This window comes from Polaribacter vadi, from assembly GCF_018861005.1.
Classification (GTDB): domain Bacteria; phylum Bacteroidota; class Bacteroidia; order Flavobacteriales; family Flavobacteriaceae; genus Polaribacter; species Polaribacter vadi_A.
Genome location: NZ_JAHKQL010000004.1, coordinates 426,325 through 440,785, shown reverse-complemented (window position 1 = coordinate 440,785; position 14,461 = coordinate 426,325). Strand labels below are relative to the sequence as shown.

General features: G+C 30.1%; 14 protein-coding genes. 13 read left to right on the top strand and 1 reads right to left on the bottom strand.

The annotated features are described in order from the left end of the window. Window positions 1–41 precede the first annotated feature (41 nt). The 11 genes from KO506_RS04590 to KO506_RS04540 all read left to right on the top strand — a co-directional run bounded on the left by KO506_RS04590 (window position 42) and on the right by KO506_RS04540 (window position 12,336). Complete coding sequence (locus KO506_RS04590) at window positions 42–377, top strand: arsenosugar biosynthesis-associated peroxidase-like protein (protein ID WP_215993702.1); 336 nt, start codon at window positions 42–44, stop codon at window positions 375–377. A 221-nt stretch (window positions 378–598) separates the two neighbouring features. Continuing rightward, on the top strand, window positions 599–1,654 hold the full coding sequence (gene arsS, locus KO506_RS04585) for an arsenosugar biosynthesis radical SAM (seleno)protein ArsS (protein WP_215993701.1): 1,056 nt from the start codon (window positions 599–601) through the stop codon (window positions 1,652–1,654). A gap of 196 nt (window positions 1,655–1,850) precedes the next feature. After that, a complete protein-coding gene (locus KO506_RS04580; protein ID WP_215993700.1) occupies window positions 1,851–5,045 on the top strand; it encodes a SusC/RagA family TonB-linked outer membrane protein in 3,195 nt (1,064 codons plus the stop codon). A gap of 38 nt (window positions 5,046–5,083) precedes the next feature. Continuing rightward, window positions 5,084–6,520: a SusD/RagB family nutrient-binding outer membrane lipoprotein gene (locus KO506_RS04575; RefSeq protein WP_215993699.1), complete on the top strand. Its 1,437-nt coding sequence runs from the start codon at window positions 5,084–5,086 to the stop codon at window positions 6,518–6,520. Window position 6,521: 1 nt separating this feature from the next. After that, window positions 6,522–7,853: a sodium:solute symporter family transporter gene (locus KO506_RS04570; protein WP_215993760.1), complete on the top strand. Its 1,332-nt coding sequence runs from the start codon at window positions 6,522–6,524 to the stop codon at window positions 7,851–7,853. Further along, entirely contained in the window at window positions 7,841–8,668 is an 828-nt protein-coding gene (locus KO506_RS04565; protein ID WP_215993698.1) for a metallophosphoesterase family protein, read from the top strand. The genes KO506_RS04570 and KO506_RS04565 overlap by 13 nt, the downstream gene beginning before the upstream one ends. A gap of 6 nt (window positions 8,669–8,674) precedes the next feature. Beyond that, on the top strand, window positions 8,675–9,169 hold the full coding sequence (locus tag KO506_RS04560; RefSeq protein WP_215993697.1) for a rhodanese-like domain-containing protein: 495 nt from the start codon (window positions 8,675–8,677) through the stop codon (window positions 9,167–9,169). Beyond that, window positions 9,162–9,773 (top strand): TIGR04282 family arsenosugar biosynthesis glycosyltransferase, encoded by a 612-nt coding sequence (locus KO506_RS04555; RefSeq protein WP_215993696.1) that lies wholly within the window; start codon window positions 9,162–9,164, stop codon window positions 9,771–9,773. Before KO506_RS04560 ends, KO506_RS04555 begins: the two co-directional genes overlap by 8 nt. A gap of 6 nt (window positions 9,774–9,779) precedes the next feature. Next, window positions 9,780–10,481 carry a T9SS type A sorting domain-containing protein gene (locus KO506_RS04550; RefSeq protein WP_215993695.1) on the top strand — a complete coding sequence of 234 codons (702 nt, stop codon included), beginning with the start codon at window positions 9,780–9,782 and terminating at the stop codon, window positions 10,479–10,481. Window positions 10,482–10,570: 89 nt separating this feature from the next. Then, the gene (locus tag KO506_RS04545) at window positions 10,571–11,389 is read left to right on the top strand and encodes a purine-nucleoside phosphorylase (protein WP_215993694.1); all 819 of its coding nucleotides are present in this window, start codon (window positions 10,571–10,573) and stop codon (window positions 11,387–11,389) included. Between the two features lie 59 nt (window positions 11,390–11,448). Beyond that, window positions 11,449–12,336: a sterol desaturase family protein gene (locus KO506_RS04540; RefSeq protein ID WP_215993693.1), complete on the top strand. Its 888-nt coding sequence runs from the start codon at window positions 11,449–11,451 to the stop codon at window positions 12,334–12,336. A gap of 60 nt (window positions 12,337–12,396) precedes the next feature. On the opposite strand, the gene KO506_RS04535 is transcribed toward KO506_RS04540, so the two are convergent. Continuing rightward, window positions 12,397–12,930, bottom strand: a complete 534-nt coding sequence (locus KO506_RS04535) for a DUF1599 domain-containing protein (RefSeq protein ID WP_215993692.1) — start codon at window positions 12,928–12,930, stop codon at window positions 12,397–12,399. An 84-nt stretch (window positions 12,931–13,014) separates the two neighbouring features. Between KO506_RS04535 and KO506_RS04530 the strand changes: the two genes are divergently transcribed. Both KO506_RS04530 and folP read left to right on the top strand, forming a co-directional pair. After that, window positions 13,015–13,596 carry a TIGR00730 family Rossman fold protein gene (locus KO506_RS04530; protein WP_215993691.1) on the top strand — a complete coding sequence of 194 codons (582 nt, stop codon included), beginning with the start codon at window positions 13,015–13,017 and terminating at the stop codon, window positions 13,594–13,596. A gap of 1 nt (window position 13,597) precedes the next feature. Then, entirely contained in the window at window positions 13,598–14,419 is an 822-nt protein-coding gene (folP, locus tag KO506_RS04525; protein WP_215993690.1) for a dihydropteroate synthase, read from the top strand. The last annotated feature ends 42 nt before the right edge of the window (window positions 14,420–14,461 follow it).

Here is a 14,461-nt window from a genome sequence, read left to right as displayed (position 1 = left end):
AACAATTTGTATCTTTCATCTTTTAATTATAAAACCAACATATGTCAAAGTCTTATTATGATGCAGCCGATTTAAGAAAATTCGGAAAAATAACAGAATGGAATGAAGAACTTGGTAACAAGTTTTTTGATTATTATGGTAAAGTTTTTGAAGAAGGAGCGCTTACTGCTCGTGAAAAATCTTTAATTGCTTTGGCTGTGGCTCATACAGAACAATGTCCATATTGTATAGATGCTTACACAAAAGATGGTTTGCAAAGAGGAATTACAAAACCAGAAATGATGGAAGCCATTCATGTTGGTGCTGCAATTAAAAGTGGTGCAACTTTAGTACATGGAGTACAAATGATGAATAAAGTGAATAAATTAGAAATGTAAGTAGACTTTAGTTTTATTTTTTAAAGTAAAATTTTAGAGAAAACTTATTCCGCTTTTTAGTGAAATATATAAATTAATACTCGATAATATTCCGTTAAAAAAAAATAAGGGTTTAACTTATTTTATTAAACTTAATTATAACAAACCAAACCAAGCCAAACTTTACTACGTAAATAGATTAAAGAACCCAAAAAAGATACTGAAAAAAGCTAAGCATAAATATGGCTACAAAATCATTAAAAGCAAGAAATAACGATATTGCAAACACTTCTCGTCAAATGGAAATTCTTTCGAACGGAATTTTTGCTAATGGAGAATTACCAACCTTTGCTGCTAAAATAAAAGAAACAAATCAGTTTCCTTTGCGTCCTAAAAAACTAGAGATTTTACAAATCAATTTAGGTTATATGTGCAACCAAGTTTGCGAACACTGTCATGTAGATGCTGGTCCAGATCGTAAAGAAATTATGACTATAGATACCATGAAACAGTGTTTAGAGGTTATAAAAAATACTGGTGCACATACTTTAGATTTAACTGGTGGTGCTCCAGAAATGAATCCTAATTTTAGATGGTTTGTAGAAGAAGCATCAAAAGCAGGAATTAAAGATTTTATTGTACGTTCTAATTTAACAATTATTAGGGCTAATAAAAAATATTACGATTTACCAGAGTTCTTTAAAAAGCATAATGTACACGTGGTTTCTTCTATGCCTCATTGGACTCGTGGAAAAACAGATAAACAAAGAGGAAGTGGGGTTTTTGATAAATCTATAAAAGCTTTACAAGAATTAAATGCAGTAGGTTATGGTATGCCAGATTCTGATTTAAAATTAGATTTAGTGTACAATCCTTCAGGTGCATTTTTACCTGGAGATCAAATGGCTTTAGAAAACGATTTTAAAAAGGCTTTAAAAGCTGATTTTAATATTGATTTTCATAGTTTATTTGCTATTACAAACTTACCTATCAGTCGTTTTTTAGATTATTTAATTGCATCAGAAAACTACGAAGATTATATGTATAATTTAGTGGAAGCTTATAATCCTGCAGCTGTAGAAAATGTAATGTGCACAAATACACTATCTATCAGTTGGGATGGTTGGTTGTATGATTGCGATTTTAATCAGATGCTAAATTTAAAAGTAAACTCTAAGGTAAAGCACATTTCAGAATATAATGAAGAGTTATTGCAAAATAGAAATATCATCATTAATCAACATTGCTATGGTTGTACTGCAGGTTCAGGTAGTAGTTGTCAAGGGGTTGTAGCTTAAAAATTAAAGAAACAATCCTTGTTGTTTAATTATTGTATTATTAAAAAATAAGTATAATTATTGTGAATAACTTATTGTATTTCTAAAAAACGCATTTTTTCAATAACATAATGCGTTTTTTAATCTATGTTTTTGTATTTTGTGCATATCTCGATTTTATCACAAAAAATTAACCAAAACAAAAAAATCATTTTAAATGAAGCACCTTTATCTGTGGATGTTTTTACTCTTTACAAGTATTAGCATTTCACAAACTAAAATTACGGGTACAATTACCGATAAAAAAACCAAAGAAAAACTCCCTTACGTAAGTATTACCTCATCACCAAAAAACGGAACAGTTTCAGATATTAACGGATTCTACTCCTTAACTGTTCTTAAAGAAAACAAGTTTCTTACTTTCTCTTACTTGGGTTATAAAACTCAAAAAATACCAATTAACAATCTAACAAACATCAATATTCAATTAGAAGAAGATGAAACAGGTTTAGATGAAATTGTTGTAACAGCTTTGGGTTTAAATAGAAAAACCAAAGAGTTAGGTTATGTTGTGCAAGAAATAAAAGCAAAAGATGTTGCTAATGTAAAAACAGTAAATTTTTTAGATAATTTATCTGGTAAACTAGCAGGTGTAACTATATCTCAAGGAGCAACAGGTGTGGGTTCATCTTCAAAAATTACAATTCGAGGTGAGGCTTCTTTCTCTAATAATAATCCGCTTTTTGTTGTAGATGGTACACCAATAAACAATAATTCAGTATTTAATTTTACAAACGAAGCTGCTGCTGGTTTTCAAGAAATTGATTTTGGTAATGGTGCTATGGATGTAAATCCAGATGATATAGAATCTATAACAGTTTTAAAAGGGCCAAGTGCTGCAGCTTTATATGGTACACGTGCATCTAATGGAGTTATTGTTATTAATACTAAAGATGGTAGTAAGAAAAAAGGATTAGGAGTAAGTATAAATTCATCCATAACTTTTGATTCTGCTTTTCGTTTACCTGATTTTCAAAACGAATATGGACAAGGTAATTCAGGAAATTTTGAATATGTAGATGGTTTAGGTAGTGGAGTAAATGATGTAATTACCTATTCTTGGGGGCCAAAATTAGATGTAGGTAATTTAATTCCTCAATTCGATTCTCCTGTAACTTTAGCAGATGGAACAGTAGTTAGAGGTGGAGATACTTCTTTGTATAATGGTTTGTCGATTACACCAACTTTATTTGAATCTAACCCAGATAATTTAAAAGATTTTTATCAAACAGGGGTTACAACCATTAATAATATAGCCATTAACGATAGTTTTGAAAGAGGCTCTTACAGATTGTCTATTACAGATTTAGATAGTGAGTCTATAATTCCTGGTGTAAATTTAGAACGAAAAACAGCTGCTTTAAAACTAAATTTTAACCCATCAGAAAAAACAAAAATTACAAGTTCTATAAATTATGTAAACTCAAGTTCAGATAATAGACCAGCAAATGGTTATGGTAGTGAAAACGCCAATTATTCTTTAGTAGCTTGGGGGCCAAGATCGTTGAATATAGATAATTTACGCAATTATTGGCAACCTGGTTTAGAAGGTGTGCAACAATATTCATTTAACTATACGTATTTCGATAATCCGTTTTTTATTTTAAACGAAAACACAAACTCATTTAATAGAGATCGTGTTTTTGGTAACATTGCCTTACAACATTATTTTACAGATAATTTAAGTGTTTCTTTACGTTCTGGGATGGATTTTTCATCAGAAAATAGAGAGTTTAAACGTAATTTTAGTAGCAATCGCTTTAAAAACGGAGCGTATGCAGAGCACGATGTTTTTTACAGAGAAATTAATACAGATTTTTTAATTAATTACAATAATAATTTTGGTGATGTTTCTTATGATGTTTCATTTGGAGGAAATCGTTTAGACCAAAATGCATCTACCAAACAAACACAAACTACAAATTTGGCTCAGCCAGGTATTTTTAGTTTAAATAATGCAGCTTCGCCTATAGAGGTTTTTGAGTTCGAATCTAAAAAACGAATCAACTCGCTTTACGGAATTGCAAAATTAGGGTACAAAGATTATCTGTTTTTAGATATTACAGGACGTAATGATTGGTCTAGTGCTTTGGCTACACCTTTTTCTGTAGATGGCACATCATTCTTTTATCCATCAGTATCTACTAGTTTTATTTTATCAAACTACACAGAATTGCCAGAAAATATTTCGTTTGCAAAATTAAGAGCAAGTGTTGCGCAAGTGGGTAATGATACAGATCCTTATCAAACTTCAGGCGCGTTTGTATCTCAAACAACTTTTAATGGTCAAGCCACTTTTAGCAATCAAGATTTTATACCAAATTCAGATTTAAAACCAGAAATTACTACGTCTTATGAGTTGGGGGCAGATTTGCGTTTCTTTAAAGATCGATTAAATATCGATTTTACATATTATAATGCTACAACAAAAGATCAAATTATTTCTTTACCAATTCCAATTTCTTCAGGTTATAATCAGCAAGTAATTAATGGAGGAAAAGTAAATACAAGTGGTGTAGAAATTATTTTAGGTGGTACACCTATTAGAAATGAAAATTTTAAATGGAATACCACTTTTAATTTTGCAAGTAACAAATCTGTAATTAAAGATTTACCTCAAAATGATGGTCGTTTAACTTTAGCTTATAGCAGAATATACGACAGTGCTAATCAAACAGTTTGGTTTCAAGTAGAAGAAGGAGGTCAAATAGGAGATATGTATGGAACAGGTTATGAAAAAAATGCTGATGGAGAATTTTTATTAGATGATGATGGAAGATATATTGCCAATAATGAGTTGATAAAAATTGGGAATTACAATCCAGATTTTACTTTAGGGTGGAACAATTCTTTTAGTTACAAAAACTGGAATGCAAGCTTTTTGTTTGATTGGAGACAAGGAGGAGAAATGGTATCTAGAACAAGAGCTTTAGGTAATGTTGGTGGGCAATTAGCAGAAACAGCCTACAGACCAGATGCAGGTATTATTGCACAAGGGGTTAATGTAAATACAGGTTTACCTAATACTGTTGCAGTAACTGCAGAAAGTTATTATAGACAGTTTTACGATAGAAATCACGAAGAAAATAATGTGTATGATGCTTCTTTTTTAAAATTACGTCAATTTTCAATTGGTTACGTTTTAGAGTTAAACGAAGGTTTTTTAGGGTTAAAAAACCCGTCTACAATGAACTTTTCTTTTATAGGTAATAACTTATTTGTAATTACAGAAAACCCGCATTTCGATCCAGAGCAAGTTGCTGTACAAGGTAATGGTTTTGTAAGTGGAGTTGAAGATATGAGTTATGCAACTAGCAGAAGTTTAGGTTTTAAAGTAGGTTTTAACTTCTAGTTTTCACTAAGGTGAAAATCGAAATAAAAAATAATACAATGAAAAAAATTATATACATATTCGCAATTTTAGCATTTATAACTACAAGTTGCACCAAAGATTTTGAAGAGATAAATACCAACCCAAATGCTCCAGTTGCTGTACAACCCAGTTTGTTGTTAAGACAAGTTATTTACGATTTTGGTGAACAAATGAGTTACGAAGGTTTTGTTGCAGGAGATTTATTAGCACAACACAGAACAGCTTTAGATTTTAATTTATTTGATAGACACGATTTAAAAAGTCCACAATTAGGGGGTAATCCTTGGTCTATTTTTTACGTTAATTTACGTGATAATGAAATCATTTTAAATCAGAGTAGAGAAACAGCTGCTTATGCTGTTTACGAAGGGCCTGCTTTAATTTTAAAAGCATATATGGCTGCTGGTTTAACAGATTTATTTGGTGATGTTCCTTATTTTGATGCTTTTAATGGAGTTGATGGATCTGTTACTCCACAATACGATTTACAAGAAGATATTTATCAAAACGAAAACGGAATTTTAGATAATCTAGACAAAGGTATTGCAGCTATTAACGCTTATACAAGTTCAATTGCTCTAGAAGGTGATATTCTATTTAATGGCGATTTACAATCTTGGATTCAGTTTGCTAATTCTTTAAAAATAAAATATTTAATTCGTATTTCTGATAAGGTTGATGTTTCTGCAGAATTACAAACTTTATTTAATAATGGCAATTACATCAGCACAAATACAGAGAATGCAGTATTTGATTTTACAAATTCTGAACCTAACAGTTTTAGATTAGCTCAACTAAGAGTTGGAGATTTCAATAACTTTGTAATGTCTGAAACTATGAAAGAAATTTTGTTTGATTTAAATGATAATAGAATGTCAACATTTTTTAGAACTTTTGCCAATTCTACAGCAAATGAGTTTAATGGATTAATTAACGGGATTAATTCATCTACAACTTCTATAGCAATAGCAGATTATTCGCTTGCAGGTACTATTTTTAGAGAAGATACATCTACTTTAGATGCTAATTTTATGACAGCTTGGGAAACCAGCTTTTTATTAGCAGAAGCTGCATTAAAAGGATACATTTCTACAGATGCAGAAACTTTGTATAATTTAGGAGTTGCACAAGCTTTTGAATATTGGAACACAGATTTACCAACAAATTATTTAAATGGTAATGCAAATTATAATGCTGGTACATCACCTTTATCGCAAATTATCACTCAAAAATGGATTGCAGCTGTAATTAATGGTTATGAAGGTTGGGTTGAGTATAGAAGAACAGGTTTTCCTGCATTAAAAGATGTTGCTGCAAGTTTAAATAACGGTTTAATTCCTGCAAGAATGCCTTATCCTGCAGAAGCAGCAACTTTAAATCAAGAGAATTATAGTGTTGCAGAAGCAGCTACAAATGGTAATAGTTTAGATGTAAAAGTTTGGTGGAATGAATAATATGGATGTAATAAATTGGCAATGGCTTTTAGTAATATGTTCAAGTTTAATCATGTTCTTTTTATCGCCACTAGCAAAAACAACAGATGAGTTTTTTAAAGCTGTTCATAAAAAGAAGGCGCCAAATACTTTAGTATTAACAGGTAGTTTAATCATCTCCTGGATTTTTGCAAAAAGCATAACAAATGCAGCAAATCTAGGTTTAGATTATGGTTTGGTTGGTGGTGTAGCCTATGCAGGTTATTATTTGTCTTTTGCAGTTGCAGGTATTGTTATTTATCAATTAAGAACAAAAGGAAACTATAAAAGCATTCACGAGTTTTTAACCACAAAATTCGGTAAAAAAGCAGTAGCTATTTTTTCTATTTTAATAGCTTTTCGTTTGTTTAATGAGGTTTGGAGTAACACTATGGTTATTGGTAATTATTTTGGTGCACAAGGGAGTACACCTTATTATTGGTCAATTGTTGTTTTTACCCTATTAACTTTAAGTTATGCATTAAAAGGTGGTTTAAGTAGCTCTATATTTACAGATGTAATTCAAATGGTTTTATTTTCTGTTTTACTCATCGTTATTTTAGGAACTATTTTTGCTACAGATGATTTTTCATCCAAAGAAATAATAAATTCAGGAACTTGGAGTTTTGAGCTTGGTTTAAACCTCTTTTTCGCAGCACTTTTACAATCATTTAGTTATCCTTTTCACGATCCTGTTTTAACAGATAGAGGTTTTATTTCTAGTCCTAAAGTTACCAGAAGAAGTTTTTTGTGGGCAGGTCTTTTAGGTGCTTTTTGTATTATCTTTTTTAGTTTTATTGGTATTTATGCACAATCACAAGGCTTAAAAGGGCAAGCTGCTGTAGAAGTGGGTAAAGCATTTGGCGTAGTTATTTTATTGGTTATTAATTTTATAATGATTACTTCTGCAGCATCTACCTTAGATTCTACATTTTCGTCGTTTTCTAAATTGTTAGCAGTAGATTTAAATTTAGGAAAATCCGTTTCTTTTGGTAGAATTGCAATGATTGCAGTTGCTGTTTTAGGTACAATACCCGTTTTTTTAAATGCAGAAATTCTATCTGCAACTACCATTTCTGGAACTATGGTTATTGGGCTTACACCAATGTTTATTTTCTGGAAATATAAAGTGCCAAAAATTAGCTTTTACTTGTCTATTGGTTGTGGTTTGGTTTTTGGAATCTTATTAGTTTTTAATGCTTTTCCTCAGGCTTTAATTTTTACAGAAGGTAAATATGCAAGTTTACTTTGGGTAAATTTATGGGGAATTTTAAGTTGTATCATTTTATATTTTATTCCTAAATGGATCAAATAACACATAGCTTAGGCAAGCTATCAGGAAAAATGCTGGTTTTTGGAGGTGTTTACAGTAATTTACAAGCTTTAGAGGCTTTAAAACAAATTTCTGAAAAAGAAAACATTGCACCAGAAAACTGTATTTGTACTGGAGATATTGTTGGGTATTGTGCACAACCAGAAGAAGCAGTTCAGCTTTTTAAAATTTGGGGAGCAAAAAGTATTTTAGGTAATGTAGAAATACAACTTAGAGAAAATGCAGAAGATTGTGGTTGCGATTTTAGAGAAGGATCTAGATGTGATAGTTTTTCGCAACTTTGGTATCCTTATGCACAAAGTAAATTGTCAGAAAATTCATTAAGTTTTATAAAAAAGCTGCCAAATTATATTAACTTTACTTACGCAAATAAAAAAGTGAGTGTTGTTCACGGATCATTTTTTAACGTGTCAGAATTTATTTATAAATCTACAGATTGGGATGTTAAAAGCCCTAATTTTAAAGCTACAAATAGTAATGTAATAATTTCTGGACATTGTGGTTTGCCTTTTAATCATCAGCAAGAAAATAAAATTTGGTTAAACCCTGGTGTTATAGGTATGCCTGCAAATGATGGTAATTCTTCTGTTTGGTATGCAATTTTAGATGATGCAAATAATCAGTTTAATTTTACGCACAAAACGTTAACTTATAACTATAAATTAACAAGTAAATTAATGCAAAATGGGGTGTTGCCAGAAGAATATTCTAGAACAATTGTTACAGGAATTTGGGATAATACAGAAATTTTACCAGCCATAGAAAGCGGTTTACAAGGTTTTGGAATTCAATTATAATCTTATATGAAAAAAATAGTTTTACTTTTCTTAGTAATAAGCTCAGCAACTTTTGGGCAGAAAAAATTAGATAAATTACTTGAAAAATGGAATACTAGAAATGTACCATACATGTCTGTAGAAACTTTGGCTTTACCAAAAACGGATGCAATTTTATTGGATGCTAGAGAAGAAAAAGAGTATAAAGTAAGTCATTTAGAAAATGCAATTTGTGTTGGTTACGATAATTTTAAACTAAAAGAAACTATTGCAAAATTGCCAGAAGATAAAAAAGCAAAAATTGTCGTGTATTGCTCTTTAGGTATTCGTTCAGAAACAGTAGCGCACAAATTAATTCAGGCAGGTTATACCAATGTTTATAATTTGTATGGTGGAATTTTCGAATGGAAAAATGCCGATTTTCAAGTAATAGATACTTTAGGAAATAACACAGAAAAAGTACATACTTTTAATAAAAACTGGAGCAAGTGGCTAAAAAAAGGAGAGAAAGTTTATGAGTAAAAACTTGCTATTAATATTTACAAGAAACCCAGAATTAGGTAAAGCAAAAACACGTTTAGCAAAAACGGTTGGAGATGAAACTGCCTTAGAAATCTATAAATTCTTACTCCAAAAAACCAGAGATGTTTCATTGCAAGTAAATGCAGATAAAGCTGTTTATTATTCTGTTAAAGTTAGAGAAAATGACATTTGGGATGCTAAAATTTATCAAAAGCATCAACAATTTGGTGAAGATTTAGGAATTAGAATGTTAAACGCTTTTAAAAATGGGTTTGATTTAGGTTACGAAAAAGTAATGATTATTGGTAGTGATTTGTACAATTTATCATCAGAAAATATTGATAATGCTTTTCTTCAATTAGATAATAATGATGTAGTTATTGGGCCTGCAGAAGATGGTGGTTATTATCTTTTAGGGATGAATGCATTACAAGAAAAAGTATTCAAAAATAAAAGTTGGGGAACAGAAACTGTAAGAAAAGATACATTATTAGATTTAAAAAATAAAAAAGTGAAATTATTAGCATTTAAAAACGACATAGATGTATATGAGGATATTATTGATATCCCAGAAATTATGTCAAAGTTTATAAATGTTAAATAATCTCTTATGAAAAAACTATTACTTATTACTTTTTTAAGTCTTTCTTACCTACAAATTAATGCACAATGTGCAGAAACTTTAATGGGTTTTGGTAACAATCCAGACCAAGATTCTTATAATGTTGTTGGTGATGTGACTCTTATTTTAAATACAAATAATACAATTACATTAAATTTAGGAAGTAATTTTAGAACAGCTCCTGGGCCAGATGTTAGAGCTTTTTTGGTAGATTCCAATGGTATTTCTGATGATGTTTTAGCTACAACCTTAATAGCAAATTTAAACCATTTCGAAATTGGTTTAACACAAGCTTCAGGCAGACAGAGTTTTACAGTTGCTATACCTAATGGTAAAAATATAGCTGATTTTGATAAAGTATTTTTCTATTGTTTAGATTTCGATCATTTTTGGGATTTAGGAACTTTTACCTCTTTTTCATCAAATAATTGCTCAGTTTTAAATATTGATGAGGTTAAAATTGATAAAATATCTTTTTACCCAAATCCAGCAAAAAACAAGATTCAACTCTCAAATATTGATGCTGTTTCTGTTGAAATACGTATTTTTAATGTTTTAGGAAAACAAGTTTTTCATCAATCTAAAATCACAAATAATAGCATAGATATTTCTTCTTTTAACAAAGGGATTTATTTGGCTAAAATTAATGTTGATGGTAAAACGAAAACACAAAAATTAGTGATACAATAAAAACGTCATTGAGAAAGAAGAACGAATGAAGCAATCTGTTATTTAAAAAGAGATTGCTTTGTAAACTCTCAATGATAAATTAATATAATATGACCAAACAAAATCAATTAAAAGAAACCATCCATTTTTTAACTCAAAAAGGATTAGCAAATCCAGAAATAGGGATTGTTTTAGGAACAGGATTAGGTAAATTAGTTGATGAAATTTCTATAGAAATAGAAATTGCGTATAAAGATATTCCGAATTTTCCAGTGGCAACTGTAGAGTTTCATTCTGGTAAATTAATTTACGGAGAATTATCAGGCAAAAAAGTACTTGTAATGTCTGGTCGTTTTCATTTATATGAAGGTTATACTCCTTGGGAAGTTACTTACGGAATTAGAACAATGCACGGTCTAGGAATCAAAAATTTGCTAATTTCTAATGCTGCAGGTGCAATTAATTTATCTTACAAAAAAGGCGATTTAATGTTGATAGAAGATCATATAAACTTACAAGGTCAATCTCCATTAGCATTTAAAGGGGCAAATACTTTTGGTAATATTTTTGCAGATATGTTAGCACCATATTCAAAAGAAATCAACTCAAAAATCATTGAAGTAGCAAAAACAGAAAATATTCTTTTACATCAAGGAACTTATGCAAGTGTATTAGGTCCTCAATTAGAAACTAGGGCAGAATATAGAATGTTACAAATTTTAGAAGCTGACGCTGTTGGTATGAGTACAGTTCCAGAAGTAATTGTTGCCAAACAACTAAATTTACCTTGTGCTGCAATTTCTGTGTTAACTGATGAATGTGATCCTAAAAACTTACAACCTGTAGATATTGCAGAAATCATAGCTATTGCTGGTGAAGCTGAACCAAAAATGATTACTTTGTTTAAGGGAGTTATTAAGGTTTTATAATAAATTAGACTTTTCAGGTTTTCAAAATCTGAAATGGCTACATTTTATAATTGTAAGAAATGAACAAATACTTAGACATTATAAAAAACTCGTATTCCAGTTATTGGAATTACCTTAAAAATTCGGTTTTAATGGAACTGAATTGGGAGAATTATTTCTACGGATTAATTATAATTTCATTAATAGTTTGGGGTTTAGAAGCCATTTTTCCTTGGCGAAAAAATCAATCACTATTCAGAAAAGATTTTTGGTTAGATACGTTTTATATGTTCTTTAATTTCTTTCTTTTAAACTTAATTGTGCTTATTGCCTTGTCTAATTCAGCATCAGAATTGTTTAATGATGTTTTGGGAGTTGTAGGTTTATCAATAGCTAATTTTCAACTTTTAGAATTGAATGAATTGCCTTTTCTATCTAGAATATTTATCTTTTTTATTGTGGTAGATTTTGTACAATGGTGGACACACAGGTTGCTGCATAGCGTAGAATTTCTTTGGAATTTTCACAAAGTACATCATTCTGTAAAACAAATGGGTTTCGCTGCTCATTTGCGATATCATTGGATGGAACCTGTGGTTTACAACTCTTTAAAATACATTCCTTTAGCAATTATTGGTGGGTTTTCTGCACAAGATGTAGCTTTTGTACATTTTTTTAACATCACTATTGGGCATTTAAATCATGCAAATATCAATTGGGATTATGGTTGGTTAAAGTATATTTTGAACAACCCAAAAATGCACATTTGGCATCATTCTAGAGAATTGCCAGAAGAACGTAAGTTTGGTGTAAATTTCGGAATTACACTAAGTATTTGGGATTATATTTTTAAAACCAATTACATACCACATTCTGGTAGAGATATTGAGTTGGGTTTTGAGGGTGATGAGAATTTTCCTAAAGGATTTATTCAGCAAGAAATGTATCCTTTAGGTAAAAAAGATTAAACTTTGTATGATAACTTTTTGGCTTTGAAACTTTGTTACGTTCAAACTTTGTAACAAATATTAACCCAAATGAATCATTGCAAAAACGGCATAATTAATCATATCTTGGTAATTAGCATCAATACCTTCAGAAACTAAAGTTTTTCCTTTATTATCTTCAATTTGTTTTACACGTAAAAGCTTTTGTAAAATTAAATCTGTTAAGCTAGAAACACGCATATCTCTCCAAGCTTCACCATAATCATGATTTTTATTTAGCATCAATTCTTTGGTGATTTTAGCATGCTTATCATATAAAATTGTAGCCTCTTCTGTGATTAAATCTGGGTTATCTACAACCCCTTTTTCTAACTGAACTAAAGCCATAATCGAGTAATTGATAATCCCAATAAATTCAGATTTTTCGCCTTCATCTACTTTGCGAACCTCATTTTCTTGTAGTTGACGAATTCTTTGGGCTTTAATAAAGATTTGGTCTGTTAAAGATGGCAAACGTAAAATACGCCAAGCAGAACCATAATCAGACATTTTTTTAATGAATAAACTTCTGCAATTTTCAATTACTGCATCATATTGTTTTGAGGTGTCTTGCATTTTTGTAAAAAAGTATTTTTTCAAAAGTAGTAAATCTTATAGCCTTTTCATTTATTTTTACAATGAAATTATCAAACGCTTATCATGAAAAGAATTGTTGTGTTTTGTGGCTCAAGTTTAGGTTTTAATCCTATTTATAAAAATGCAGCCAAAGAATTGGGTAACTATTTTGTAAATCATAACATTGGCTTGGTTTATGGTGGAGGTAAATTAGGGTTGATGGGTGTTATTGCTGATGAAATTCTGGCTAAAAAAGGAGAAGTTATTGGTGTAATTCCTAAGATTTTAGAAAAAGAAGAAGTAATTCATCCAGAAGTAGAAGAAATGATAGTTTGTAAAAATATGAGCGAACGCAAAGTTATTATGAGTAAATTAATTGATGCTTATATTACGCTTCCAGGAGGTTTTGGCACTTTAGATGAGTTGTTTGAAGCCTTAACTTTAGGCCAATTACAAATAGAACAAAAACCTGTAGGTCTTTTAAATATTAATGGTTTTTTTGATGCACTTGTTTTGCAATTAGATAAAATGGTAGAAGAAGGTTATTTAAAAGAAGCAAATAGAAAAATGTTAATTATTGGTGATTCTGTAGATGATTTAATGCAAAAGATAAATGCCTATAAAGCACCAAAACGTAGTGATATTATAAATAAAGTAGTCAAATAAAATGACCATAAACTGCAAAGGAAATTTAGTAGATTTATCATCGCCAAAAGTGATGGGGATTTTAAATATAACTCCAGATTCTTTTTTTGATGGAGGTAAATACAAAGACGAAATAGCAATTTTAAATCAGGTTGATAAAATGTTAGCAGAAGGTGCTACTTTTATTGATGTTGGTGCATATTCTTCTAGACCCGGAGCTGCTCATATTTCTGAAACAGAAGAGATGCAAAGAATAATTCCTGTTATTGATTTGCTGATAAAAAATTACCCAGAAATTATAATTTCTGTGGATACATTTAGAAGTAAAGTTGCTGAAGCTACTGTAAATTCTGGAGCAGCAATAATTAATGATATTTCTGGTGGAACTATGGATGATAAAATGTTTGGTACAGTTGCCAATTTGCAAGTTCCTTATATTTTAATGCACATTTTAGGTACACCACAAAATATGCAGCAAAATCCTGTTTATGAAGATGTAACTAAAGAAATTATTTCGTTTTTTGCAAAACAAATATTCGAATTGCATCAACTAAAATTAAATGATGTTATTATTGATGTTGGCTTCGGATTTGGAAAAACCATTGCTCATAATTTTAAAATTTTAAGTAATTTAGAACTTTTTAAAAGTTTAGATGCACCAATTTTAGCAGGAATTTCAAGAAAATCGATGTTATATAAAACCTTAGATATTTCTGCACAAGAAGCTTTAAATGCAACCACTTCCGCAAACACAATTGCTTTATTAAATGGGGCAAATATTTTACGTGTGCACGATGTAAAAGAAGCTGTAGAAGCTGTAAAAATTGTTGAACAACTAAAATAAGTTAAATAGTAAACTATAATTTTAATTTTTTACAAAAATTGT

Bases quoted from the DNA above. Each gene is read 5' to 3' on its own strand.
- KO506_RS04580 (WP_215993700.1), top strand. From the start codon at position 1,851: ATGAAGCACCTTTATCTGTGGATGTTTTTACTCTTTACAAGTATTAGC.
- KO506_RS04560 (WP_215993697.1), top strand. From the start codon at position 8,675: ATGAAAAAAATAGTTTTACTTTTCTTAGTAATAAGCTCAGCAACTTTT.
- KO506_RS04535 (WP_215993692.1), bottom strand. From the start codon at position 12,930: ATGCAAGACACCTCAAAACAATATGATGCAGTAATTGAAAATTGCAGA.
- KO506_RS04555 (WP_215993696.1), top strand. From the start codon at position 9,162: ATGAGTAAAAACTTGCTATTAATATTTACAAGAAACCCAGAATTAGGT.
- KO506_RS04540 (WP_215993693.1), top strand. From the start codon at position 11,449: ATGAACAAATACTTAGACATTATAAAAAACTCGTATTCCAGTTATTGG.
- arsS (WP_215993701.1), top strand. From the start codon at position 599: ATGGCTACAAAATCATTAAAAGCAAGAAATAACGATATTGCAAACACT.
- KO506_RS04575 (WP_215993699.1), top strand. From the start codon at position 5,084: ATGAAAAAAATTATATACATATTCGCAATTTTAGCATTTATAACTACA.
- KO506_RS04530 (WP_215993691.1), top strand. From the start codon at position 13,015: ATGAAAAGAATTGTTGTGTTTTGTGGCTCAAGTTTAGGTTTTAATCCT.
- KO506_RS04545 (WP_215993694.1), top strand. From the start codon at position 10,571: ATGACCAAACAAAATCAATTAAAAGAAACCATCCATTTTTTAACTCAA.
- folP (WP_215993690.1), top strand. From the start codon at position 13,598: ATGACCATAAACTGCAAAGGAAATTTAGTAGATTTATCATCGCCAAAA.
- KO506_RS04565 (WP_215993698.1), top strand. From the start codon at position 7,841: ATGGATCAAATAACACATAGCTTAGGCAAGCTATCAGGAAAAATGCTG.
- KO506_RS04590 (WP_215993702.1), top strand. From the start codon at position 42: ATGTCAAAGTCTTATTATGATGCAGCCGATTTAAGAAAATTCGGAAAA.
- KO506_RS04550 (WP_215993695.1), top strand. From the start codon at position 9,780: ATGAAAAAACTATTACTTATTACTTTTTTAAGTCTTTCTTACCTACAA.
- KO506_RS04570 (WP_215993760.1), top strand. From the start codon at position 6,522: ATGGATGTAATAAATTGGCAATGGCTTTTAGTAATATGTTCAAGTTTA.